Genomic DNA, 25,845 nt, shown 5'->3' on the forward strand with positions numbered 1-25,845 from the left:
AATAGGAAGGTCCAAACCCTAGCCTATTTTTACTAAAATAATTCACAAAATTTACGAAGTCCCAAGATTTCTTGATTCACTTCTTTCATTTTTCCTCTAGAAAGATATTCAGAGATTTGGCGAAGAAAAGAAAGTTTTCCATACCAAGCCACTTTATCCATAATATCTGAACGAGGTCTAACACCAGATGTCATCAACCACAAAGACCAGTTATTTGGTTTAATATAATGTGATAAAACATGTGCCATATCAACCATTGAATCTGATAAAAAGACGGTATCCCAATCTACTAAATAAATTTTTCCTGAATTATCATCCACTAACCAATTTTTATGATTGACATCGCCATGAACGACTACGACCTCTTCATTTTTGATTTCGGGAACTTGTTGACGCATTTCTTCAATGATTCCTGACAAAAAATGATTTGTTCGTAAAGCCTCAGTATTTTGGACACAATCCTCTAATAATTGTTCAGGAAGAATAATTTGACTTCCCAACTTCTTATAAGATTCAACCAATTTTTTTGAGTCATGCAAATGTGCTAAAATATGATTAATTTGGCGGTCTTCCATATCCTCAGGACTTAGTGTATGACCGTCAATCCAAGGTTGAGCAGATAAGGTATCGCCTTCAGCCGTACGTTTTGTCCATAAGACTTTTGGCGTGATTCCCTCAAGATAAATACTCGGCAAAAATGGACTGCCGTTTTTTTTAATAAAAACGCGTTCCTGATCACTTTTCCCAAAAAATGCATTGCCAGAGCCACCTTTAACAGGCGTCATATCCCAATCGGCTTTCATCATCCTTATCTCCTCCTTTCCTTTAAAAATCTATTAATCATTATTTGAACCATTTACTTTATTCCTCAAACTTATGCGTTTGGATAGTGAATTAAAATAGTTTGAGTCAAAATGTCAGCATATTGATATGACTCAGTTGTTTTAGGACCACGAGCCGGAATATTTTCAATAATGAAATGTGTTGCATAGGCTTCAATCAAGTTCACTTTATGACGATTTTCGCGTTTACGACCAAATTGTGAAGTAATTTCAATCGTTTCACCCAAGTGTGCTTGAACTTTTTCACGAATGTCAACGATTTTTCCTATTTCTTGATTTTGGTTATCCATTTTTTCCTCCAAATAAGACGTAAAAGTCGGATTTCTCCGAACGCTTACCTTATAAATCTAATTTTATCCTTGATTATATCTCTCTTTTTTGATTAAAAGAATCAAATTTTATAATGTATTCTTTATCGTTCATTTTTATTAATAAAGAGAATTAGACAATTACTCATATTATAACACGAATTAGTCAAAAAAATCTAGTCGCCATATCGGTTATCAATACTTGCGAATTTATTATGCTCTTTAATAAAGAGTAATTCGACTGTTCCACGGCTTCCTGAACGGTTTTTTTCAATAATAACTTCAACTTTATTATCTTCCAGAATCTCTTCACCGTCTTCATCTTCACCAGTTCCACGTTCATAATAGTCATCTCGATAAAGAAATGCGACAATATCGGCATCTTGCTCGATTGACCCAGATTCACGGATATCAGACAAAACTGGTCGTTTATCTTGACGTTGTTCCACTCCACGTGAGAGCTGTGAAAGGGCAATAACAGGAACTTTTAATTCTTTAGCTAAAATTTTTAACTGACGAGAAATTTCAGAAACTTCTTGTTGACGATTTTCTCGACCAGTTCCAGAAATCAATTGTAAGTAGTCAATAACAATCAAACCAAGATTTCCTGTTTCTTGGGCTAATTTTCTTGAACGCGCCCGAATTTCAGAAATCTTTATCCCTGGTGTGTCATCAATATAAATACTTGCTCTTGATAAAGTCCCTGTTGCCATGAAATAATCATTCCATTCTTGGTCATTTAATTGTCCAGTACGTAAGCTGTGTGAATCAATTGAACCTTCGGCAGCAATCATCCGGCTGACAAGACTTTCTGCCCCCATTTCAAGAGAGAAAATTGCAACGGTCCGGTCTTGCTTTGTCCCAATATTTTGAGCAATATTTAAGGCAAAAGCTGTTTTACCAACCGCTGGACGAGCCGCAAGAATAATCAATTCTTCTTCATGAAGACCTGTTGTCATGTTATCTAAAGCGGGATAACCTGTTGCGATACCTGTAATATTAGACTTTTGTTGAGCTTTTTGCTCAAGGTCATCCATATGAATCGCTAGGACATCAGAAATTTTCTTAAAGCCATTTGTATTACGTCCTTGTTGGACGTCAATTAAACTTTTTTCTGCTTGAGCTAAAATATCGTCCGCTGGTGAATCTTGTTCATAAGCTTTTTCGACTGATTCAGTTAGACGATTTATCAGTTGACGGAGTAATGATTTTTCAGCAACAATCTTGGCATAATAGGCCGCATTTGCTGCGGTGGGGGTTGCGGTGGCAAGTTCTGCAATATAAGCAATCCCCCCAATTGCCTCCAGCTCCCCTTGATTTTCAAGATGTGAACGAATGGTTAAGACGTCAATTGCTTCACGAGCATCAGATAATTTTTCCATTGTCCGAAAAATTATCTTGTGAGCATTTTTATAGAAATCATCTGAACTTAAAAATTCTTTAATTTCGACTAAGCGTTCGCTATCTAAAAAAACAGCCCCAAGAACGGCCTGCTCAGCGGCTAGGTCTTGAGGCGGGGCTTTTATTAAATCAATTTCGGGCATTTAGTTTAGGCCTCGCTAATTTTGACTTTAACCACGGCTGTCACATCACGGTGAAGTTTAACTGGTACATCTTTTGTTCCCAAAGCTTGAATTTTGTTAATCAATTGAATTTTGCGTTTATCTAACTTGAGATTAAATTGACTTTTAAGGGCTTTTGCGATATCTGCTTTATCTACAGCACCAAAAGTGTGACCTGTTTGTCCAACTTTCATTTTGATTTCAACAACAGTGTCTTCTTTTTCAAGAACTTCTTTAAGGGCTTTTGCTTCTGCTAAAAGTTCTGCTTCTTCTTTTTCCTTAGCTTTGGCTTGACCTTTCACTTCAGAAAGAGCAGCTGCTGTAGCAACTTTTGCCAAATTTTTCTTAATTAAAAAGTTTTGAGCATAACCTGTTGGTACTTCTTTAATTTGACCTTTTTTTCCTTGTCCTTTAACGTCTTCTAAGAATACAACTTTCATTTTTCGTTTTCTCTTTCTTTTAGTATTTCAATTAAATCTTCTTGCACTTCATCGATATATTTTTCATATATTTGGGTTGCAGCATTATTAAAATGTCCACCCCCACCCATTTGCTCCATAATCGTTTGAACATTAAAACCATTTCGAGAACGAGCAGAAATAGAAATATAGCCATTAGTATGTTGTGTAATTGCAAATGCAGCAGTAATCCCTGCCATATCTAGGAGAGTGTCAGCAGCTTTTGCTGTTGCTATATTATCATATTTTTGATGTTTAAGTCCAACTCCTAAAGCAATTCCTGGTAAAACCATTTTTGCATTAAGAACAATTTCATTGGCCTTCTTATATTTATCAAAGTCAGTAGCCATAATCATTTTAATTAAATCGTTATCAGCTCCACGAGAGCGTAGATAAGCTGCTGCTTCAAATGTTCTTTCGGTCGTTGTTTTTGTAAAGTTTTTAGTGTCTAATTCAATACCCGCAAGAACAATACTAGCTTCAATGGTTGACATTTTTCTTTGATTGTTATCATGGAATTGAAGAATTTCGACAGTTAATTCACTAGCAGAGCTTGCTGATGATTCAATATATGACAGAAGTGCATGTTCTGGAAAATCATCATCACGTCTGTGGTGGTCAATGACTACTAATTTCTCAAATGATTTATAGAATTCAAGATTTAAGGTTTGACTTGTTTTTGAATGGTCAACCATGATAAGTAATGAATCTTTTTTCTTCAGTTTTTGGGCAGTTTCTAACTGGACAATATGCGTAAAACCATCAGAAGACTCATTCATTTTATTAATTGCACGCTCAACATCTGGCAATAACTGTTCAGGATCATAAACGACAAAGGCTTCTTTTCCAGACATATTAGCAAATGCCTTCATAGCCACCGCTGCTCCAAGCGCATCCATATCTGTAAAGCGATGTCCTACAATAAAGACATCTTCTGCTTCGGCAATAATTGTCCGAAGTGCTGTTGAAATGGCCCGTGCTCTTGTTCTGCTTTTTTGCGTTCTACTTTCGGAATTACCGCCGAAATAAACAGGACGAGCTTGAGGAGTATTTTCTCTCAGTACAACTTGATCTCCACCACGGACTTGGGCTAATTCAAGATTATTTAGAGCAACTTTACCAATAACTGGAAAATCATTCCAACCATAAGCCACACCAACTGAAAGAGTCAAAGGAATTTCTTTTTGAGATGAAAGTTCTCGAAATTCTTTTAGAACAGAAAATTTATCGTTAATCATTTTTTCAAGAATACGATAATCACAGAAAAAATAATGGCGACTGCTATTAATACGGCGAAGATAAACTCCGTATTTGTCAGCAAATTCTTCTAAAAATGAAGCGATAAAACTATTAATAGCTGTTCGACCACTGTCAGTAATTAAATCTGTAGCATCATCATAATTGTCAACAGAAATCGCACCAATAACCGCACGACTGTCATTAAATTCTGATTTAAAAGCAACTTCTTTTGTGGCATCAATTAAATAAATAAGATTCTTATCAGAATCAAGTTCTGCGACATATTTTTGCTTACCAAGGGTGATATACTGGTCATCGCTCGCATTTTTCAATATCTTTTTAATATCGTCACGATTGATAACTTTGTCATTTCCCTTAAAAATCATATCAATGAATGGATTAAACCATTCAGGTTCAAAGGTTTCACTATTAAAACGGATGACCCCAATTGGCATATTATCCAAGGTAGCATTGAGCGAATTTTCTGCTTCATCATTAATTTTACGAATAAAATCTTGACGACGCAATTGATAGTTTTGAGTTTGTGATAGTAAAATGAGTGTAATCGCTATGTTCAAAATCAACAAATAAATCCAAATTGACCAACGTGTTGCTGAAACATGAACAACAACAGTCTCAATGATTTGAACAATAACCATTATGATAATAATAGCAAGCGGTGAAAACCGACGGACAAAATTCATAATATTACTCCTATATTCCTCTATTTTAACATAGGACAGAAAAAACTTAAAGAATCACCGATTTGTCAGTGATTTTTTCTTTTAAAATGTTTATTAAGCCTTTATCATCTTTAGTGATGATTCTGTCAGTAATTTTTGAATAGCTGTCAGTGAATCTACCTTTAAGTCAGCCTTCTCTTGATTCATGCCAAAGCGTTTGTCTTCAATTGCCCAAACGGTCGCACCAGCTGCTTCTCCAGCTTGAATTCCTTTTTCAGAATCCTCAATAATTAATGTTTCAGAAGGTGTTACACCCAATTTCTTCATTGTTGATTGATAAATTTCTGGATTTGGTTTCGTTTGTTTAAAGTCATTTCCTGAAACCACTACTTCAAAATAAGAACTCAATTGATGTATATCTAACATTTGTTTGATATCAAACATTGACGAACTTGAAGCAAGTGCAATTTTTACTTCTTTATGACGCAAAAATTCTAAAATATCAGGCACATCAGAAAATAAAAGTTCTGCATAAGGCATCGGATGATTTTCTTTGAATTGCTCATAGTCTTCTTGCAATTCACTCGCTTTTTCTTCATCAAAAGACCCTTGCAAAATTCGTGGCCAAATATCTTTCATATTTCCACCAATAAAATCGCTAGGCGTCAAGTGACTAATAGAAATTCCATGATCGCCAAAAAATTCTTCTCTTCTTTGTAAATAATAACGTTCGGTGTCAACAAGAACACCATCCATATCAAAAATCACTGCTTTAAATTTCATAGAACCATTATAGCACAGTATCTAAGCATGGTTCAATAGACTTCATTATAAAAGTATTTTTATTTTACACAGAAATTAGTTGACAAGACAACTAATTTGAGATATATTATATTCGACGGAGGAATTTATGGAAGACAATCAATATGAATATCAAGGAATCCAATTTATTGGGAAGCTTTCTTCTGAAATTTATAGAAGAGGTTATATTTATTTCACAAAACGCTTAGTGCCTTTTGACATCAATTATATTCAATTGCTTTGTTTGATTTCTTTATATATCAAAGACAATCAAAGCCAAGAGCAAATTACTGATGATTTAAGTATCGATAAATCTAGTGTTCATCGAGCAATTAAAGGCCTGATTGAAAAAGAATACGTTAGCAGAGTCCGCGATGAAAAAGATAAACGCGTTTATCGTGTCTCATTGACTCAAAAAGCAAGAGACATCCAAACTCAAATTGAAGAAATGACAAAAGAGAGAGAAAACTTGCTATCAGACGGAATTGATCCCCAAGAAAAAGCAATTGCATTTAAAGTATTGAATCAAATGACTCAAAATGCAAATCAAATTTATGAAGAGGAAAAGAAGAAAAATGACAAATAATTTAAAAAGAGCGGTTGTATTAGGTGGTGGCGGACATTTTGGTATCGCTTGGGAACTTGGATATCTTAGAGGTCTAGAAGAAGCTGGGCTGCCCATTAGAGAGGCCGATATTTTTGTTGGAACTTCTGCTGGTTCACAAGCAAGCGTAATTGTTAGCTCAGATAAAGATTGGGATTTAATCTGGAAGGAACAGATTGAAAAAGAGATTAGTGAAATCACTCCCATCTCCGATGAAAAAATGGGAGAGCTTTTCAAAACATTTGAGAACATTGCTAAAAATTCTCATTCAGCCAAAGAATGGATTGCTGCTGAAGCTGAAATTTCTAAGAAAACCCAACCTTTTATCTCTAAGGAGGAACGATTAGCTATGCTTAAAGAACGTTATGGTTCAGGTCAAGCCCGCTGGAACAGCAAATTACGAATCGTTGCAACCAGTATTGAGGATATTGAGCGTCAAGTTTTTGATGAAAATTCAAATGTTGATATTCTAGTGGCTTTACAAGCAAGTGGAGCCCTTCAAGGCGTCTGGCCTTCAGTTGAAATCAATGGAAAACATTTTTTTGATGGTGGTTCTTTTTCAATGGAAAATCCAGATGTCGTTGCTGATGCCGACAAGATGCTTGTTCTTTCAACTGGACTACCTGTCGATGTTCCATATAAATTAGAGGATATACTCGCTCAATTAGAGAAAAAAGGGACAGAAACCAGCCTGGTTCTTCCCTCTGAAAAAACAATGAATATCTTAAAAGATTTTAACTATAATACGGTGGAAGCAAAAATTCGTCCCTTTGTTGCTCAAGCAGGTCGTGAACAAGGACAAGCTGAGGCTGCTCTGATAAAAGAACGCTGGTTATAATTCATTTCTTTTGAAGACACTAACTTTCAAATTGTCTCTTAACAAATTAAAACATACATTAACTACTTTTAATGTATGTTTTTTAAGTATTATCATCAAAATAATTATTTATTGAATACTGCAGAAAGAAAATAGGCTATAAATGAGTTATTTATTGAAAATTATCTGAAAATTAGCTATAATAAATCAATTTATAATTTAATTTAATCTTGAAGGAAGGTAATATTTAGTGAAAGTTGCAAAATTTGGAGGTTCGTCTCTCGCATCAGCTTCGCAAATCAAAAAAGTTTTTGATATTGTTCAAGCCGATAAACAAAGAAAATTTATTGTGGTTTCTGCACCAGGCAAACGTTCGGGGGCTGATACTAAAGTTACCGATGCTTTGATTGCTTATTATAAAGCTTATAAATCAGCTGATGAAAAAGGAATTCACTATTATCAGAATTGGATTATTGAAAGATTTCGAGAAATCTATGATGAACTTGGCTTAAAAAGTCCAGTCATTAATCAAATCGCAGAAAATATCAACCATTTAGCCCAGTTAGATTTAGATAATGTTTTTACTTATGATACTTTTTTAGCCGCTGGTGAAAATAATAATGCTAAATTAGTCGCAGATTTTTTCAATCATTCTGGCTTACCAAGTCGCTATGTTCATCCATCAGATGCTGGAATTATGGTTTCATCTGATCCTGGAAATGCTCGATTGCTTGGTGGAGCTTATGAACATATTAAATATCTTAATGAACTTGAAGAAACATTAATCATCCCTGGTTTTTTTGGAATCACAAAAGAGGGGGAGGTTTGCACTTTTTCCCGTGGTGGTTCTGATATTACTGGCTCAATTATTGCTGCTGGTGTGCGAGCTGAACTCTATGAAAACTTTACTGATGTGAATGGAATTTTCGCTGCTCACCCTGGCATCGTTAAGAATCCAGCTTATATCTCTGAATTAACTTACCGTGAAATGCGAGAACTTGCTTATTCTGGTTTTTCTGTTTTACATGACGAAGCACTCGTTCCTGCCTATCGTGCCCATGTTCCTTTGGTCATCAAGAATACAAATAACCCTGATCATCCCGGAACAAAAATTGTTGTTCAAAGAGAGACTAAAGGCTCACCTGTCGTTGGAATTGCTTCATCTAGTGCCTTCTCTTCTCTTTATGTCAGTAAATATCTGATGAACCGTGAAGTTGGATTCGGCCGAAAAGTCCTTTCTGTATTGGAAAATTTAGGAGTTCGTTTTGAGCATATGCCAACTGGTATTGATGACATGTCTATCATTATTCGCAGCCGCTATCTAACTCAACCTATTTCAAAAGCCCTTATTTCTAATCTTACAGAATCGCTCCATCCGGATGAAGTCTATATTGACCGTGATTTCTCTATTATCACCATTGTTGGTGAAGATATGAAAGAACACGTTGGGGTTACCGCTAGAGCAACGGCAGCACTTTCTAAACAGGGCATTTCAATCGCTATGCTTTCGCAAGGTTCAAGCGAAGTTTCCGTCATGTTTATTGTCAAAGAAAAATACGAAAAAGAAGCTCTAAAAGCAATTTATTCAGCCTTTTTTGACTAAAATATGTTAATAAAAAACAGCTCTAAGAGCTGTTTTTTATTCTTCTATTTTTTCGACTTTTTCAAGTGTCTCATTGGAATTACCACGACTGCTAAAATTATTTAATAAGTCAGGGACGTCAATTCCCATTGTTCCTAAGACATCAAGGCCTTGTTTAAGGCTTTCTTGTGACATTCCGAGAATTTTTGACGAGCCTTCTCCACCATAAATATTAATAGAATCAACAGCTTGAAGATTACTTGATACACTAGCAACAACTTCTGGCAGAATTTCAAGTGCCATGTTCAATTTAGCCGCATCATTCATTTTTTGCATTGCTTCGGCTTTTTTATCAATTGCTTCGGCTTCGGCAAGCCCTTTAAGGCGAATCGCTTCGGCTTCAGCTTTACCAGTTGCTTCAATAGCTGTAGCTTCGGCCATTGCTGTTACTTCACGTTGTTTAGCAGTGGCTTTGGCTGTAGCTTCAATAGCGGCTGCTTCAGCCTGTGCTCTCACTTCGCGTTCACGCGCATCGGCTTCGGCTTTAGCAATTTGTGCAGCCTTGGCAGCTTCAGCAGCTTTTACGACATTGGCTTCATTTTCTTGTGCTTTACGGAGAACTTCTTGGGTTTCTAAGTCAGTTTCTCTTTGCTTTTTAATCAATTCAACTTGCATTTCAGCTTCAGTTGTTTCTTTTTTAGAAATTGCTTCTTGAATCGCGTAAGCTTGGTCAGCAGAGGCTTGGGCTTGGTCAGCTTGAGCTTTTGCTTCAGCAGCAGCAATTGATTGTTCTTGCTCATAGTGAGCTAAACTGATTGCTTTTTCCTTTTGGGCATTGGCAACTTGAGTTGCGGCAAGTGCTTCAGCTTTTTGGGCATCTTGATCAGCCGCTGCTTTTTGAATACGTGTTTCCTTGTCGGCATTTGCAACAGCAATCGCTGCTTCTTGTTGAACACGCGCTACTTCTTTAGCACCTAATGCTTTGATGTAGTTTTGGTCATCACGAATGTCATTAATAACGAATGAAACGATTGAAAGTCCCATTTTTGAGAGGTCAGTCCCTGCTTGACCTTGAACTTCAGCTGAAAACTTATTACGGTCTTCGATTAGTTCAGATACTGTCATTGTTCCAACAATCGCCCGAAGATGTCCACGAAGCACTTGGTCAGCCATTGCGTCACGTTGTTCATCTCTTTTACCTAAAAATTGCTCAGCAGCTGTCGCAATATCTTGCAAAGTAGAACCTACTTTAATCATAGCTGTGGCTTCAACCGTTACTGGAATTTTATCTTTCGAGAGAACTTTTTCCGTTTTAATATCGATTGCAGCAGATTGTAAGCTGAGGTATCTCGCATTTTGGAAGATTGGTAAAACAAAGGTACCAGAACCACGAACCACTTTTAATCGATTCCCTTGTGAGTCTTTATTGACACCTTTTGAACCTAGGCCTGAACCATAAACGATAAGGGCCGCTTGAGGTCCTGATTTTTTGTAGTTTGCAGCGATAATTCCTAATAGAATTAAGATGATAACAATCACCACAATTGCCAAAATATAAAGTAGTGGCATAATGTCTCCTTTGTATAATAAATTTTATTTATTTGAGCAATTTTTAGGTTCTCTATTGCTAATAAATCGTTTGTTGATAAGGAATAACGTAAGCAATTCCTGCCTTACTCTCGATAATCAGAACTTGTGCTCCTGATTCAATTTGCTCGATATTGTCCTTATTTGGTAGATAAATTTTTGCAGGCATTGTTTTACGTGATTCATTGACAAAGGTCGTCATAACTTCGCCAGTCGCCTCTTTTGAACTGATGGCTGTTGTCAAAATTCCTGTCAGTAAATCTTTTTCATCCGCATTATACTTTTGATCGGACATTTTGTTAAAAAATGCCATTCCTGGGAGTAATAAGATTGTTAAAAAGATGATGAGTACAATGATAATCAAAGTAATAATAATAAATAGCATCCCTTATTCTCCTTGAAAGCCTTTTGTTACGCTTTCTTAATATTATACCATTTTATGAAGAAGCTTATCAGTAAAAAATTGTTATTTTCTTATTTATTTTCGTGTTTTTTAGCGGCTACTCTTTTTTGTCGTTCTAGTTCTTTTTTTATTTTTCCTTCTGGAGCAAATTTTTCTTCCCAATCTTCTGGTTTTAAGACTTTGTGTGTAATCGGGTCAAAGTGTGGACGTCCATCTGGAAAAATTTTCCCCATATTTGCTCGATGAACAGCATTGAAGATTTCATAAGGGTCAATTCCTGAAAGAACAAGCGAGCCATAAGTGAAATAGAGCAAATCAATCATAGCATCTACTTGGCCAGTCAAGCTGTCTTCATTATGCTCTTTTAAAGTCACTTTATTTGCTGCCTTATCAACGGCTTGATGTAAATTATTCACAAGTTCTGTAAATTTCTCTTGGTTACCGTCAGCAGAGGCGTAAAGAAATTCGACAATTTCTTCGACTTTGAAATCAGCCCGGAAACTTGCTTCTGTTGGTGAAAAGGCTTTAGGAATTTCTTGTGTTTTTCCGTCCATTAATCGGTGGAAATCTTTTACTTTATTGAAGTTTTGGTCTTTAGAAACAAAGTCCTTTTCAACAGAATAATGAATTAAGCCATAGTAAGCTAATGCTTTGGCGATTCCATCTTGATTATTGGTATCTGTAATATAAGTCGCAATCTTTTTCACTTCTGGTACAGCATTGCCCATCGCAATCCCATAACCAACTCCAGAAATCATCGTCAAATCATTTTCCGAATCGCCAAAACACATGACTTGGTCTAAAGTAAAGCCATAGTGTTCTCCTAATCTTTGAATTCCTGGTAATTTTCCTCCTGATTTTGAAATTAAGTCAACAGAATAAGGATTGCTTCGTGTCACCAGTAATTCTGGAAATGCCTCCTGTAGGCGAGCCGTTTCGTTTCTTGTTGCAACCATCATCGCCTGATAAATTACTTCTTCTTCATTATCAGCTAAATTTGAATTTTGCGGTAAGACTCTGCGAATAATGTGTTTAAAACTGTTTCTTGCCACCCCGGAAGTACCTGAGGGCAAAACGCCTGACAAAAAACTGGCTAAACGTGTCTCGCCAAATTTTAAAAGGCCAGAGCCATTTACACCGTGGGCTGTTCCCAAAGAGATGTCAGAATGGTTTTCAGTGGCATAATTTATCAGGTTTTTTAAGGATTTTTGTTCTAAAGGATTTTGGAAAATCACTTCTTTTGGTGTGAAAATATACTGACCGTTGTAACTTACAGCAAAGTCTAAATCTAAATCTTCTAATAATGGCATGACAAAAGCTGGGCCTCGCCCGGTGGCAATCCCGACAAAAATATCTTTTTGACGTAGCTCTTGTATTGCTTTACGAGTACTTGTTGCTACTCCTCGTGTTGAAGTAAACAGGGTTCCATCTAAATCAAAAAATACTGCTTTTATATCCATCTCTCAAATCTTTTCTAGCTTTGGCAAAGCTTTCATTTATTAACTAAATTATACAGTAATTTTAATTCTATTTCATTTATTAGTTATTTTTTTCTGGACTAAATTTTGATATAATGCTAATGCTGGCTTTTATTCGGAGTCTTTAAATTTAAATATTTAATTATTGTTTATTATAGATAGATAAGGAAATAATGATGAAAAAAATCTTAATTCTCCACACTGGTGGAACAATTTCGATGGCGGAAGATGAAAATGGTCATGTTTCCCCAAATGCAGTCAATCCAATGAATGCTGTGAGCATGCAGTTTGATGAAGTAAACTTAGTGACAGAGGATATTTTTAACTTACCTAGTCCACATGTCACTTTATCAGATATGTTGGTTTTGAAAAATCGAATCAAAACAGCTTTTATTGCTGAGGATTTTGATGGAGTGGTCATTACACATGGAACTGACACACTTGAAGAAACAGCTTTTTTCCTTGACACTACTCTTTCGCGTGGTAAACCAATTGTTTTAACTGGTGCCATGCGCTCAAGTAATGAATTAGGAACTGACGGAATTTATAATTTACTGACAGCTATTCGCGTCGCTGCTGACAGTAATTCAAGTGACCGTGGCGTACTTGTTGTTATGAATGACGAGATTCATTCTGCTCGTTATGTCACTAAAACACACACGACTAATGTTTCAACTTTTCAAACACCTACACATGGTCCTGTCGGTTTACTGACAAAAAATAAAATTATTTATTTCCATAAAGATAGTGAAAATCAACATTTAGACGTTGCAACTGTTCATGGAAAAGTGCCAATTGTCAAAGCATTTGCTGGGATGACTGGGGAAATTTTAGATTTACTCAATTTGGAACAACTAGACGGTCTTGTCATTGAAGCATTAGGTGCGGGAAATCTCCCACCTATTGCTAGTCAATCGCTTCAAAGATTACTAGATGCTAAGGTTCCTGTCGTTCTTGTTTCTCGTTGTTTTAACGGAATTGCTGAACCTGTCTATTCCTATCAAGGCGGTGGTTCCCAACTCTATGAAGCTGGCGTGATGTTTGCTGATGAAGTCAATTCTCAAAAAGCACGTATTAAATTGATTATTGCATTGAATGCTGGCTTGAAAGATTTATCAGAATTACGGCCTTTCTTGGAGAATTAAAAAAAATTACTGACAAAAAAGAATCATCAGCTGACTGATGATTCTTTCTTTTACTGATTTAAAGCTCATTAATCAATCGCTACTGACAGAATTATCAGCTGACTGAGAAATTATTTTCGTCAGTAAATTTATTTTAAATTATCTTGTAATTCTTGCCAAATTTGTTGATTTTCTTCTAAAGAATAAGAATTAGCTCCGGAAGCTAGTGCATGGCCTCCGCCATCATGTCTTTTAGCAATTTCATTAATTGGCTTTACTTTTGAACGCATTCTTACTCGGAAATGTCCATCGGCTTGTTCCACAAAAATTGCCCAAGATTCAATTCCCCGAATATTTCCTGGTGTAGAAACAATACTTGAAGTTTCTGCGTCACGTAAATCAAATTTTTTCAAAATTTCTTGAGTTAATAAAACACGTGCAGCTCCTTTTTCTGAAACTTCCATATTTTCATAAACAAATCCTTGTAAGCGAGCAACTTTCATATCAAATGACGACATTTCTCGTCCTAAAGCTGGACGGTCAAATGGAAATTCTGCTAATTTTGAAGCTACTTTTAAAGTATTCGCCGAAGTGGCTGGGTACAAGAAACGTCCTGTATCTCCAATAATTCCTGCATAAAGGAGGCGAGCAGCTTCTGCATTCAATTTAAGGCCTGTTTCAAAGGCAAAATCGGCAACAATTTCTGATGCTGAGCTACGTTCAGGTTCTACTAGCAACAAATCTCCATAAGCATCATCATTTGGATGGTGGTCAATTTTAATTAGAAAATCAGCATTTTTGTAGCGGTCATCGTCAATTCGCGGTGTGTTTGCTGTGTCACAAACAATAGAAAGATATTTTTCATCTTCTCTAAGTTCGATCAAATCCATTTCAGCCAAATAGGTTAGGGTTGGCTCGTCATAACCTACTGCATAGATTCTTTTTTCGGGGAAATTTTCCCTCAAAATTGCCCGGAGTCCGGCTTGAGAACCAATGGCATCTGGGTCTGGATTTTTATGTCTGTGAATGAGAATAAGCTCATAGGCTTTTATTTTTTCTAAAATTTCGTTCATTTTTTCCTCTTATAATTTTTTATGTTAATTGTACATTGACTAGAACTTTAGCTACGATGTTATTGACATGATAAATTTCACAATCAACCATTGCACCAATTCGTGTTTCTCCGATTACCTTTGGATAAATTTCTAAAACATTATCAATGGCAGCAGCACCTAACATGTGCATGTTTAATGCTTCAACGATAATATTCCGTCGTCTTTTTTTGGCAAAGACCCTTTGAACCACTTGCGTAATTAGTTCTGCAAAAACACCATTAGCTATTGTTCCGACACTATTTATCATAAATGGCTCGACCGTCACGTTGTAGGCTGAGCCTTTTTCTACCAAACAATTAGCAATATTATCACTGAAAGTGTGAGCAACCTGACTTTCTTCCTGGGCTTTTTGTAAGCTTTGTAGAAGGTCTGACTTGGTAATAATTCCTGCGTAAGTATAATTTTCGTAAACGACAGGCATCATATCATAGCCTTCGTAAATCATCTTTTGCGAAACGCTCGCCACTGTCATACTTGCTCTTGCAACATTGGCCCTTGTCATTACTTTGTTGAGTGGAGTATCGTTTTTCTTATTTGTAACATCCCGCATGGCAACTACACCCACAACAACGTTGTAAGTGTTGACGACGGCAAAACGACTGTCATTCGTTTTTTTAACTAAATCCAAAAAATCTTTGACTGTATCTTCTTCCCGTAAGGTTGCCCTTTTTTGATGAAAGACATCTCCAACCGTAATAATATCTTTTTTGATGAGTTCATTAGCCAGAGCGTGACTGATACGATTGGCAACGGTAAAGGTATCATAGGATGTCCGTAAAAGAGGAATTCCTAATTGATTAGCATAGTTGACAACCTCTTGATCAACATCAAAGCCCCCTGTAACTAAAACAGCATTCTGCTCTCTAAGGGCTAGATTTTGAATCTCTTTTCGGTCACCAACGATGACTAGACCATTGGGCGAGAGATAGCGCTTGAAGGATTCTCTTTGCATGGCTGAAATCACAAATTTGCTAAATTCGACTTCTAATCCAGCAAGTCCACCTAAAACATCAGCATTAGCTATTTCTGCAAGTTTACCAAAGGTTAATCGATTGGCTACTTTTTGTCCTTTAACTGCCACTCTAACGGTTCCAGAACGGTCATTTACGGCTACCAAACCTAGTATTTCTGCTTCTTTGATTGCGCGATATGCCGTTCCATCAGCGACTTTCATTCGATTGGCAATCCCACGTACACTGACTTGTTTACCAATTTCCAAACCTTCAATATAATTTAATATTTCTTCGTGCTTTGACATAAAACTTCAAATTTCCCCAATCTCTGAATTTTTTTGATAAATTTCATCGTCACTTTTTCCAAGTTCATATTGTTCAAAATCTCTAATTTTTTTGCTGTATTGATTCGTCCCTTTAAATTTTTTAACTAAGTGATAGCCTGATTTAAGGGCAACTTTTTTAGACGGAACATTTTCTTTATCAATCAATAAAATCAACTTTTTAAGTCCAAATTGTTCAAAAGAAAATTCTGTCAGTACTTTTAATGCTTCTGTCAGTAACCCTTGATTCCAATAATTTTGATTTAAAACATAACCAATTTCCGCAGACTGGTTTTTATCAGAAATTTTCACAAAATGAATATCTCCAATCAGCCGATGTTCAGATTTCAACTCAATTGCCCATTTCCCTAAAGGACTTTTCATATAATCGTTAGCAATTGAAAAACGTGTTTCTGAAAGTGATAGATGCGGGGCAAAAACAAATTTTAGATTTTCAGGATTACCTGAATAGTCAAACATGTCCTCAGCATCTTTTAAATCAAAGGGACGCAAAAGCAATCGCTTTGTTTCAATAATGCTAAACTCAGCTAATTTGACATAAATATTCATGGCACTCCTTTTTGAATGTTTTCATGATTTTAATTATATCATAGTTTTTAACACTAAATTTAATCATTAAGGCCTGATAAAAATACAAGCCTATCTGTAAGTGCTAAAGCGCCAACAGCTACGCTTTGACGAAGCGAGTCTTCGCAACTACATCGCTGGCACGGCCAGTGAAGATACGAACAATGAGCATTATGACCGAACGAAGCGGGAACGATAATTTTCCGCTGAGTGAGTAATAAGGTATCTAGGAAGGACACCATAGTGGCTTCTGTCTGCGCGTTCACGCTTTAGCGTGTTATAAGCAGTGATACTTATATCAGAAAGTCTATGAAAAATGAATGAAGATTTGTAATTTTAGGGCTCATTATTCCTCTACTATGCTGAGCTATGTTATAATTTTTATGGTAGAAAAAATGAATTATATAAAAATCAATTTAAAATTAAATAACCCCTTAGCTTTCTGGGCAAACTTTTCAGAAAGTGAGCGTTTCTTTTGGTTTGACCCTCAAAAAGAAACTTTTGTTATTGGCTGTGAGCGTTTGAAAGCCATTGACCTTGAACATGATAAGTTTTCTGACTATCCCTATCTCTTTCATAGTCAGACTTTTTTTGATGACATTAAAGGAGAACTTTGGGAAAATTTCGGTGGCGAAACCATTGCTTTTAAACATTATTTCGTTGTCAATAAGGAAAATTCTTACACCCTCACTTGTGATAGCCCACGAGAAATTCCTGAAATCACTATTCCAAAACTTAAGCATCAACTCACTGAAAAAGCTTCTGATTTTTCGGCTTGGCAAGAACTTTTTTATGCCATTCAAAAAAATTTTGCTGACGGAAAAAGTCGAAAAATTGTCGCTTCAAGAGAACTTGAATTTACAAGTCAAACCTCTTTTGAACTCGAAAGTATCATCCAAAATTTATTAGATAATAATCCAAATGCTTTTATTTTTGCTTATCAAAAAGGAAAAAGAATTTTCCTTGGAGCATCGCCCGAAATTTTAGTTCAAAAAGAAAATGACCAACTCCTTAGTTATGCCTTAGCTGGAACTTTTCCAAAAACAATGGAAAATGCGGGGCAAAAATTGCTGACAGACCCCAAAAATCTTTTAGAGCATGATATTGTTGTCCAAAAAATAAAAAGAAATCTGCTTGAAAAAGCTGAGACAGTAACGGTTGGAACAACCGAATTAATGGAGTTGAAAAATGTTTATCATCTTCGGACAATTTTAAGTGCTAAAAATTCTGAGCTTTCACTTATTGATTGGACAAAACAGCTTCACCCAACGCCTGCTCTTGGAGGAGAGCCTCGTCATGAGGCCCTCGAATTCCTCAGAAAGCATGAAAATCATGAGCGAGGACTATATGCTGCACCTCTTGGCTTAATTGACAGCAAAGGAAATGGCACAATGATTGTCGGGATTCGTTCGGCTTTGATTGTGGACAAGAAACTTTATGCTTATGCAGGGTGTGGAATTATCCCTTCTTCCGATGCTTTAGAAGAATTTAGAGAAACCAAGGTAAAATTAAAAACCATTTTAGAAGCTTTGTAACTTTTTAAAATATTTTACGATTTTAATTTTTAAATTAGAAATGGAGATAGTCATGACCAATGAATATTTAGCTCCCTTTGTTGATGAACTTTTCAATTTAGGGGTACGTGAAGCTGTTTTTAGTCCAGGTTCACGTTCAACGGCTTTAGCCATGCTCTTTGAGGAATACAAAAAATACGATACTTATGTCAACATTGATGAACGTTCGGCTGCTTTTTTTGCTCTGGGAATTGCTAAAGCGAAAAAACGTCCTGTTGTTTTAGTTTGTACTTCAGGTTCTGCTGCGGCTCATCATTTCCCAGCTGTCCTTGAAGCAAAAATGAGTCGAGTTCCCCTTATTATTTTAACGGCGGACAGACCGGCTGAGCTTCAATTCGTTGGAGCTCCTCAAACAGTCGAACAGACCAGATTTTTTGGAAATTTTGTTAATCATTTTGAAAATCTTGAAGCTCCACATATTCAAAAGCAGTCTCAGACAGAAAACTTTTGGACCTATCCACGTAAAGTCGCACAACGAGCTGTCTTATCAGCTATTTCCCCTCTTTCGGGTCCTGTGCAAATCAATGTTCCCTTGCGTGATCCTTTAGTTCCAGAATTAAAAAGTGAAAATTATGAAAAAGGACGTTCTAAACATGCCTTTAAATTCTATAAGGGACAAGCACAAGTGATACTTCCATTTGATGAAACATTGCTTTCTGGAAAAACATTAATTTTAGCCGGTGCCAATTTTGACAAAGATTATTCTGAATCACTTTTAAAACTTGCGGAACAATTAAAAGCTCCAATTTTAGCGGATCCACTTTCTAATCTGCGTAATCATAATCATCCTTTGGTCATAGACTCTTATGATGCTTTTTTAGCAAATAATGATTTAAAAACTCAATTAAAAGCGGATGCTATTCTGCTTTTTGGACAAATGCCTGTTTCTAAACGTTTGCAACAATTCGTTGTTTTCAATAACGAAGCTGAATTTATTCAAGTTGACCCTGCTCTTGATTATCGCAACCCTAGTTTGACAACGACAACGATGGTTCAGTCTGATGTTCTCCCTTTTGCTTCTTCAATTAAAAAAGTAAATTCTGATAGTTCTTATTTGGAAAAATGGCAAAATGCTCAAGAAAAAATGCGACAACTTCTTGAAAAAGTGACTTATGAAGAAAGTCCTTTTGAAGGACGTTATGTCCAAGAACTACAAAAACATTTGGAAGCACTGGATGCTCAACTTCTTGTTTCAAATAGTATGGAAATCAGAGATATTGATTATTGGTGGAAAAAAGCGGATGCCAAAGTTAGAATTCTAGGAAATCGTGGTGTGAATGGCATTGACGGGACTGAATCAACTGCACTCGGAATTGCTACAACGGGTAAACCGACGGTTTTATTGACTGGGGATTTGTCAATGCTACACGATTTAAATGGTTTAATTGTTGGTAAAACACATGAACTTAATCTGACTATTGTGCTATTTAATAATGACGGTGGTGGGATTTTTCATCATTTAGCTCAAAAAGGCGTACCGAATTTTGATTATCTTTTTTCAACTCCTCATGGTTTAAATTTTGCTGGACTGGCTGAGTTGACTGGTTTAGATTATCATTTGATCAGTGGCTATGCTGATTTTGGTCAGCAATTTGAAGCTTCTCTTCATCAATCTGGCATTCATCTTTTGGAAATTAAAACGGATAAAGATTTAAGTCTTGCTTTACATCAAAAATATACAACTTATGAAAATTGATAAAAAAATAATTACTATTGATGGTTTTGATTATGCTGTCCGTATTTGGGGGACTGGAGAGGTCCTATTTGCACTGCATGGTTTTTCTGAAAGTTCTAATACCTGGCGAAATCTTCATTTGGCCGGCTACAAAATTGTTGCTATCGATTTGTTAGGTCACGGTTCATCAGCAAAACCAAAGGAACTTGCCCCTTATAAACTTGAGGCGATTTTGAAAAATCTGCACTCGCTATTTGCGCAATTTACTGACGGAAATGCTTTTTCACTTCTTGGCTATTCAATGGGCGGACGATTGGCGCTTCGTTATTGCCTTGCTTATCCGTCAGCTCCTGTTAAATATTTGATTTTAGAATCAACTGGTCCTGGGCTTTTATCTAGTGAAGACCGCAAAAAAAGACGACTGGCTGACGAAGAATTAGGACAGAAGATTTTGTTAAATGGGTCTGCTTGGTTTGCTGACTTTTGGGCTAATATTTCACTTTTTGAATCACAAAAAAAGCTGTCAGTAAAAATTCAACAGGAAATTTGGGAAAGCCGTGCAAGCAATTCACCCTTAGCTCTTGCCCAAACTTTGAATGGAACAGGTCAAGGCCAGCTTCCCTATGTTGGCGATAAAATTTCTTTAATAAAATCCAACATTCTCTATTTATCTGGTGATTTAGACGAAAAATATTCAAAAATTGCTAAAGAAATTTTTGCTCCAAATCCGAATGTCACTTGGATTTCTGTTGCTGCTTCTGGTCATAATATTCATCTAGAAAATCCGGTCACCTATCAAAAAAAACTAGAGGAATTTTTACCTTAGTCAAAATGCTTTATGATATAATTGAAAAGTAATGCCTATATCACTTCTGTCAGTAAAACTGATGAATTAGTTTTACTGACAGAAATAAATACAATAAAAATAATTTTTCTAAGTGGACTTATGAAAGTTAATGAAAATAATAGAACTTCATAACTTCTAAACACTCAACGACAATCTGACATCAAAAATATCAGTTTGTTGCTGCCCCTGGAGTCTAAGCGCTAAAGCGTAAAGACCCTAGGGCCCCTCACATCTTAATTTTAATTGAGTTCGGACTCGCAGAAGTTGATGAAAATAGATAAAATGGAACTTGGGCTATGCCCAGAACCGCATTTTTCTAATTTTCACAACTTCTAGCGCTCGTCCTCACATCTTAAAGGAGAATCATGTCAAAATTTAACTGGGTTGCTCTCAACCGTAACTACGAAGATATTATTTATGAAACTTATGATGGAATTGCTAAAATTACCATCAATCGTCCTGAAGTCCGCAATGCCTTCCGTCCCAAAACTGTCGTTGAAATGATTGATGCTTTTAGCGTCGCTCGTGATGATACCAATGTCGGCGTGATTATTTTGACCGGTGCAAATCATGGAAAAGGTGAAGATAAAGAAGCCTTTTGTTCTGGTGGAGACCAAAAAGTACGTGGAAATGGTGGATATGTTGGTGAAGACCAAATTCCTCGTTTGAACGTTTTAGATTTGCAACATTTGATTCGGATTACACCAAAACCTGTCATTGCTATGGTAAATGGTTTTGCCATTGGTGGAGGTCACGTGTTACATATCGTTTGTGATTTGACTATCGCTTCTGAAAACGCAAAATTTGGGCAAACTGGTCCGCGTGTTGGTTCTTTTGATGCTGGTTATGGTGCTGGTTTACTTGCCGCTATGGTTGGGCAAAAGAAAGCACGTGAAATATGGTTCCTCTGCCGTCAATATACTGCCCAAGAAGCAATGGACATGGGAATGGTTAATACTGTTGTTCCATTTGACCGTCTTGAAGAAGAAACCGTTCAATGGGCCCAAGAAATGCTTGCCCTCTCACCAATGGCGCTTCGTATGCTCAAAGGTTCAATGAATGCTGCAACTGACGGACTTGCTGGACTGCAACAATTTGCAGGAGATGCAACACTTATGTTCTATACGACGGATGAAGCCAAAGAAGGACGCGATGCTTTCAAAGAAAAACGCAAACCTGATTTTGACCAATTCCCAAAATTCCCATAAAAATTTCCAAAATTGCTGACAAAGCGTCTTTTTGACGCTTTTTGTGATTTAAAAGTTACTGACAGGATTTCTGTCAGTAAAAAATACACAGAAAGGAGAAAATCGAGTTCGCTCACATCTTAAAATATGAAATGGTTAAAAAAACAGGCGGAACTTTATCCCCAAAAACAATTTTTAAATGACTATACTTTTGCCCAAATCAATCAGGAAGTCAATAAGATGGCGGAACATTTGGCTCCTCTTATTGACAATCAATCACGGGTTGCGCTCCTTTCAGAAAACTCTGTTGAAATGGCAGTCGTTTTGTTTGCCTTGCTCGGTTTGTCAAAAGAAGTTCTTCTATTAAATACACACTTGACCGAATATGAACTAGCTGACCAAATCAAGGAACTCGAGATTGAGACAGTCTTCACATCGGATTCACTGACAGAAAAAATTACTGACAGCATTTCTTTTTCAGAAATTTGGACTAGTAACCCTTGCCCTGTAAGTCTGTCAGCAGATTTTTCTGCTGAAAAAATTGCGGTCATCATGAACACTTCCGCTACTACCGGAAAATTTAAATCTGTCCCTATTACTTGGGGCATGATTTCAAATCACGTCAAAGCCTCAAAGGAAACGCTTGGCGCTTATGACAATGATAATTGGCTTGTCATCTTACCCATGTTTCATGTCTCTGGGCTTTCCATTATTATGCGTACTTTATATAATGCAACATCAGCGACCGTTGTTGATAAATTTGATGAAAACCAACTTCTTGAAATGATCAATTCTGGGAAAATCAACATGGTTTCAATCGTCCCAACCCTCCTTACAAGAATTGCTGACAAATTGCATAGCAATAACTTACGTTTAATTCTACTTGGTGGTGAATTTATTCCCGAACCTTTAATCAAAAAATGCCAAGAATTAGGGCTTCCTATTTACAAAACTTATGGAATGACTGAAAGTTTTTCACAATCTGTCACTTTTAATATTTTAGATTTCCCTGATAAAACAAGCTCTGTCGGGCGGCCTTTACCAGGTGTTGAAATTGAGATTCGTCAAGCTGACCTTGCTGGCGTTGGTGAAATTTGGTTAAAATCTCCGATGTTGATGAAAGCTTACCTAGGCCAAAAGCCTTACGGCACAGCTTTTGAAACAGGCGATATTGGTTATCTTGACGCGGACGGTTTTCTCTATCTGCTCAATCGCAGAAAAGATATCATTATTTCTGGCGGTGAAAATATTTACCCCAAAGAAATCGAAGATTTAGTTTATTCTCTTCCTGAAATCAAGGAATGTGCACTTGTTGCTAAGCCAGATGCCAAGTGGGGACAAGTGCCAATTCTCTTCGTTTCAGGCAATATTTCCCAAGAAAAATTAGAAAACTTTCTCACTGAAAAACTGGCAAAATACAAACGACCACAATCCATCACTTTCATGGATGAATTGCCCAAAAATGCTTCTGGAAAAATCTTGAGAAAAGAGCTTAAAGGATGATAATTGAAAAAATTACAATGTTTCATGTTCAACTCCCTATGAAATTTAATTTTAAGACCGCCAAAGGTTCCTTAAATCTCCGAGATACAATTATTATAAAAGTTGAAAGTCCTAACGGACTTTCGGGATTTGGTGAGGTTGTTGCTTTCACGACTCCTTTTTATACTTCAGAAACTTTTGCTGATTCTTGGAAAATCTTGGAAGAAACTTACCTGCCAGAAATTTTGCAAAAAGACTTCTCACACCCTTTTGAAATACATGAATTTTTTAGAAATCCCTTACCAATGGCACTGGCCGGACTAGAAAATGCACTTCTAGATTTGTATTTTAAAGGAAAAAATGAAAATTTGATTGCTGGACTTTTTCAAGAAAAATTAGCTGATAAAATCCCACGTGGTGCGGTGCTTGGACAAATGTCTGACGAGCAAACCATTAAGGAAATTGACCAACTTATTAACAGTGGCGTCAAAAGAATTAAATTAAAAATTAGTCCACAAATTGGGACTGACTTGATTAAAAAGCTGGTAAAAAGATATCCACAAATTACATTTGCTCTTGATGCCAATCGAAGTTTTCAACTGACAGACTGGCCAGTCATCAAAGAGCTAGACGAACTTGGTCTGGCTTGTATCGAAGAACCTTTTGATATCAAAGATTTATCTGAATTAAAATTACTGACAGAAAACTTCTTAACACCAATTTGCTTTGACGAATCCGTTCAAGATTTAGAAAGTCTAAAAATACTGACAGAACTTCCTTTTCAAACGATGCTCAATGTAAAAATAGGTCGTTTAGGTGGACTTTATCAAACGCAAAAAGCTATCGAATTTTGCAGGCAGCATCAGATTGGCTTTTGGATTGGCAGTATGGTTGAGTCTGGTATCTCAAAAATACTCCATGTCCAACTCGCTGCGCTTTCTGGAAATGCTATGGCCGGTGATTTATCCGATTCTAAGCATTATTTTGACATAGACCTCATTCAACCAGAAATTGCATTTCCAAACGGTTGGATGACCGTCCCGACTGGAATTGGTATCGGTCTGTCAGTTAATGAAACGCTACTCAAAGGTTATACTGTAAATAAATTAATTATGACCTACTTTAGATGAACGAAAAAGAAAAAAACTGGAACCTCTACTTACAAGTAAATTTTACTTCGCAAATTTCATCCACAACCTTGAAGCTCTGCTTCAAGCAGAACCACTTTTTTCCTACATCCGCTCCGTTGTCTCTTTTGGCAATGTCGCTAGCTAAGTACTGTTCTTCGCTACGCTCGAATGTCCATGCTAAAGCGCAACGAGAATCGCAAGTACTTGCTGGCAGGGCAAGCGTCAGCCAAAAAGGCATTTTTCATCATTTCAAGACAGTCAGCGACAAACTTGCTTGTCGCTGTCCCCGAAGCTCGTGCACTAAAGTGCTAAGGCCCTAGGGCGGTCTCACATCTTATTAAGGAGATTTTCCAATGAACATGATTGACCAACTCAATATCACAGATTTTCAAGTTTTTACTGACGAGAATTCTGACAAGTCTGTCAGTAAAATTTATAAATTCTCAAGTAAAATGATTCTCAGCGATTTTCATGCTCAACCACACGGCTTTTTAAATGGAGGTGCAAGTCTTGCTCTCGCTGAAATCACAGCTGGTATGGCAAGTAATGCAATCGGCTCCGGTCAATATTTTGCCTTTGGTCAAAGCATTAACGCCAACCATCTCAATCCAAAAAAATGCGAAGGTTTCGTAAATGCCCGCGGTCTTCTCCTCAAAAATGGCAAACGCAACCATGTCTGGGAAATCAAAATCACTGACGAAAATGAAACGCTCATTTCTCAAATCACAGTGGTCAATGCTTTGGTACCACAAAAAAAACTCTGACAAATAGTCAGAGTTTTTTTAGACGGCGTAAGTTAACCATTTTCTCTTATAAAATAAACCTCAAATTCATCAGCAACCTTATCACTTCCTGAAGGAAGAATTCTCATTTTTACTTTATTTTTATTAATAACTTTATAACGGAAAAAAGCTTCTTCTCCTCTTTTATTAATATTTATTTTCACTGGTCGAAAACCATCTTTGTCGAGTTCATTCAATGGGCGATAAACAGAATTTTCTCTTACAAATTCCCCATCAATATTCCCTCGACCATTTTTCAATTCTCTAAATATTAACTCCACTTGTTCTTTACCATACTTAAAATGAGACTCATTATCCAAATTGGCTCGATAAAATTGTACCTTGAGCTCTTTAGACATTGGTAATCTTACATCTGAAATCCAAGCGCCATGCAAAAAATGAATTGAATCTTTTTTATTTTTCTTCTCATTTTGACTTTTAGTCAAACTCTGACAAGATTTAAAAATTACTAAAGGAATCAAAATTACCACTAAAACTAAAATTACCCATTTCACATTTTTCCAATTTTCATTTTTCATAAACTCCTCCTTTGTCATCTTTATAATGATACTTTACCATAAATAAGGATACAAAAAAAGAGCACATAAGTTGATAAAATGCTCTAATAACTTATATTAAGCTGTTTTGAGATTTTATAACATATAAATTCCCAAGAACATCCCCATAAGAGAGTGAATAGA

General features: G+C 36.4%; 25 protein-coding genes. 12 read left to right on the forward strand and 13 right to left on the reverse strand.

All coding sequences use genetic code 11. The annotated features are described in order from the left end of the window. Positions 1-32 precede the first annotated feature (32 nt). From IAE52_RS07710 to IAE52_RS07735, 6 genes are all read right to left on the reverse strand, one after another. Positions 33-806, reverse strand: coding sequence for a phosphotransferase family protein (locus IAE52_RS07710; protein WP_003132467.1), 774 nt, complete (start codon positions 804-806; stop codon positions 33-35). Positions 807-874: 68 nt separating this feature from the next. After that, positions 875-1,132 carry a Veg family protein gene (locus tag IAE52_RS07715; RefSeq protein ID WP_010905542.1) on the reverse strand — a complete coding sequence of 86 codons (258 nt, stop codon included), beginning with the start codon at positions 1,130-1,132 and terminating at the stop codon, positions 875-877. 194 nt (positions 1,133-1,326) lie between these two features. After that, positions 1,327-2,694 carry a replicative DNA helicase gene (gene dnaB / locus IAE52_RS07720; RefSeq protein WP_003132465.1) on the reverse strand — a complete coding sequence of 456 codons (1,368 nt, stop codon included), beginning with the start codon at positions 2,692-2,694 and terminating at the stop codon, positions 1,327-1,329. Between the two features lie 5 nt (positions 2,695-2,699). Further along, positions 2,700-3,152 (reverse strand): 50S ribosomal protein L9, encoded by a 453-nt coding sequence (rplI, locus tag IAE52_RS07725; RefSeq protein WP_003132464.1) that lies wholly within the window; start codon positions 3,150-3,152, stop codon positions 2,700-2,702. Then, complete coding sequence (locus tag IAE52_RS07730; protein ID WP_003132463.1) at positions 3,149-5,113, reverse strand: DHH family phosphoesterase; 1,965 nt, start codon at positions 5,111-5,113, stop codon at positions 3,149-3,151. The genes rplI and IAE52_RS07730 overlap by 4 nt, the downstream gene beginning before the upstream one ends. Positions 5,114-5,206: 93 nt before the next feature. Beyond that, a complete protein-coding gene (locus IAE52_RS07735) occupies positions 5,207-5,875 on the reverse strand; it encodes an HAD family phosphatase (RefSeq protein ID WP_109990732.1) in 669 nt (222 codons plus the stop codon). Between the two features lie 127 nt (positions 5,876-6,002). Between IAE52_RS07735 and IAE52_RS07740 the strand changes: the two genes are divergently transcribed. The 3 genes from IAE52_RS07740 to IAE52_RS07750 all read left to right on the forward strand — a co-directional run bounded on the left by IAE52_RS07740 (position 6,003) and on the right by IAE52_RS07750 (position 8,917). After that, positions 6,003-6,479 (forward strand): MarR family winged helix-turn-helix transcriptional regulator, encoded by a 477-nt coding sequence (locus tag IAE52_RS07740; protein WP_025016742.1) that lies wholly within the window; start codon positions 6,003-6,005, stop codon positions 6,477-6,479. After that, positions 6,469-7,335 (forward strand): patatin-like phospholipase family protein, encoded by an 867-nt coding sequence (locus IAE52_RS07745; protein ID WP_109990731.1) that lies wholly within the window; start codon positions 6,469-6,471, stop codon positions 7,333-7,335. Before IAE52_RS07740 ends, IAE52_RS07745 begins: the two co-directional genes overlap by 11 nt. A gap of 229 nt (positions 7,336-7,564) precedes the next feature. Continuing rightward, positions 7,565-8,917, forward strand: a complete 1,353-nt coding sequence (locus IAE52_RS07750; RefSeq protein ID WP_003132457.1) for an aspartate kinase — start codon at positions 7,565-7,567, stop codon at positions 8,915-8,917. Between the two features lie 36 nt (positions 8,918-8,953). Here the strand turns inward: IAE52_RS07750 and IAE52_RS07755 are convergent, their stop codons facing one another. The 3 genes from IAE52_RS07755 to IAE52_RS07765 form a co-directional block, all read right to left on the reverse strand. Further along, on the reverse strand, positions 8,954-10,465 hold the full coding sequence (locus IAE52_RS07755) for a flotillin family protein (RefSeq protein WP_010905537.1): 1,512 nt from the start codon (positions 10,463-10,465) through the stop codon (positions 8,954-8,956). Positions 10,466-10,523: 58 nt separating this feature from the next. Then, positions 10,524-10,868: a hypothetical protein gene (locus tag IAE52_RS07760; protein WP_003132455.1), complete on the reverse strand. Its 345-nt coding sequence runs from the start codon at positions 10,866-10,868 to the stop codon at positions 10,524-10,526. 89 nt (positions 10,869-10,957) lie between these two features. Continuing rightward, on the reverse strand, positions 10,958-12,346 hold the full coding sequence (locus IAE52_RS07765) for a Cof-type HAD-IIB family hydrolase (protein ID WP_012897434.1): 1,389 nt from the start codon (positions 12,344-12,346) through the stop codon (positions 10,958-10,960). 194 nt (positions 12,347-12,540) lie between these two features. On the opposite strand from IAE52_RS07765, the gene IAE52_RS07770 reads away from it, so the two are divergent. After that, positions 12,541-13,509: an asparaginase gene (locus tag IAE52_RS07770; RefSeq protein ID WP_026138879.1), complete on the forward strand. Its 969-nt coding sequence runs from the start codon at positions 12,541-12,543 to the stop codon at positions 13,507-13,509. A gap of 128 nt (positions 13,510-13,637) precedes the next feature. On the opposite strand, the gene IAE52_RS07775 is transcribed toward IAE52_RS07770, so the two are convergent. Genes IAE52_RS07775 through IAE52_RS07785 form a run of 3 tightly spaced genes read right to left on the reverse strand, consistent with a single transcriptional unit; the run spans position 13,638 to position 16,449 of the window. Next, positions 13,638-14,561 (reverse strand): bifunctional oligoribonuclease/PAP phosphatase NrnA, encoded by a 924-nt coding sequence (locus IAE52_RS07775; protein WP_109990730.1) that lies wholly within the window; start codon positions 14,559-14,561, stop codon positions 13,638-13,640. A 19-nt stretch (positions 14,562-14,580) separates the two neighbouring features. Next, complete coding sequence (locus tag IAE52_RS07780; protein ID WP_109990729.1) at positions 14,581-15,861, reverse strand: DRTGG domain-containing protein; 1,281 nt, start codon at positions 15,859-15,861, stop codon at positions 14,581-14,583. 6 nt (positions 15,862-15,867) lie between these two features. Beyond that, positions 15,868-16,449, reverse strand: coding sequence for a GNAT family N-acetyltransferase (locus tag IAE52_RS07785; protein WP_003132449.1), 582 nt, complete (start codon positions 16,447-16,449; stop codon positions 15,868-15,870). 413 nt (positions 16,450-16,862) lie between these two features. On the opposite strand from IAE52_RS07785, the gene IAE52_RS07790 reads away from it, so the two are divergent. From IAE52_RS07790 to IAE52_RS07825, 8 genes are all read left to right on the forward strand, one after another. Further along, positions 16,863-18,002, forward strand: coding sequence for an isochorismate synthase (locus tag IAE52_RS07790; protein WP_233610969.1), 1,140 nt, complete (start codon positions 16,863-16,865; stop codon positions 18,000-18,002). A gap of 52 nt (positions 18,003-18,054) precedes the next feature. Beyond that, a complete protein-coding gene (menD, locus tag IAE52_RS07795) occupies positions 18,055-19,737 on the forward strand; it encodes a 2-succinyl-5-enolpyruvyl-6-hydroxy-3-cyclohexene-1-carboxylic-acid synthase (RefSeq protein WP_109990727.1) in 1,683 nt (560 codons plus the stop codon). Beyond that, positions 19,727-20,542 (forward strand): 2-succinyl-6-hydroxy-2,4-cyclohexadiene-1-carboxylate synthase, encoded by an 816-nt coding sequence (gene menH, locus IAE52_RS07800; RefSeq protein ID WP_033898767.1) that lies wholly within the window; start codon positions 19,727-19,729, stop codon positions 20,540-20,542. The genes menD and menH overlap by 11 nt, the downstream gene beginning before the upstream one ends. A gap of 386 nt (positions 20,543-20,928) precedes the next feature. Then, complete coding sequence (gene menB, locus IAE52_RS07805) at positions 20,929-21,771, forward strand: 1,4-dihydroxy-2-naphthoyl-CoA synthase (protein WP_003132444.1); 843 nt, start codon at positions 20,929-20,931, stop codon at positions 21,769-21,771. A 126-nt stretch (positions 21,772-21,897) separates the two neighbouring features. Beyond that, entirely contained in the window at positions 21,898-23,253 is a 1,356-nt protein-coding gene (gene menE, locus IAE52_RS07810) for an o-succinylbenzoate--CoA ligase (protein ID WP_200136746.1), read from the forward strand. Further along, a complete protein-coding gene (gene menC, locus IAE52_RS07815; protein ID WP_200136747.1) occupies positions 23,250-24,362 on the forward strand; it encodes an o-succinylbenzoate synthase in 1,113 nt (370 codons plus the stop codon). The genes menE and menC overlap by 4 nt, the downstream gene beginning before the upstream one ends. 174 nt (positions 24,363-24,536) lie before the next feature. Further along, on the forward strand, positions 24,537-24,674 hold the full coding sequence (locus IAE52_RS07820) for a hypothetical protein (RefSeq protein WP_155273343.1): 138 nt from the start codon (positions 24,537-24,539) through the stop codon (positions 24,672-24,674). Positions 24,675-24,715: 41 nt separating this feature from the next. Next, complete coding sequence (locus IAE52_RS07825) at positions 24,716-25,126, forward strand: PaaI family thioesterase (RefSeq protein WP_109990723.1); 411 nt, start codon at positions 24,716-24,718, stop codon at positions 25,124-25,126. Positions 25,127-25,158: 32 nt separating this feature from the next. Here IAE52_RS07825 and IAE52_RS07830 read toward each other — a convergent pair whose 3' ends face one another. Next, complete coding sequence (locus IAE52_RS07830) at positions 25,159-25,683, reverse strand: hypothetical protein (RefSeq protein WP_058211476.1); 525 nt, start codon at positions 25,681-25,683, stop codon at positions 25,159-25,161. Between the last annotated feature and the right edge of the window lie 162 nt (positions 25,684-25,845).

The organism is Lactococcus sp. S47 (genome assembly GCF_016517475.1).
GTDB lineage: Bacteria > Bacillota > Bacilli > Lactobacillales > Streptococcaceae > Lactococcus > Lactococcus lactis.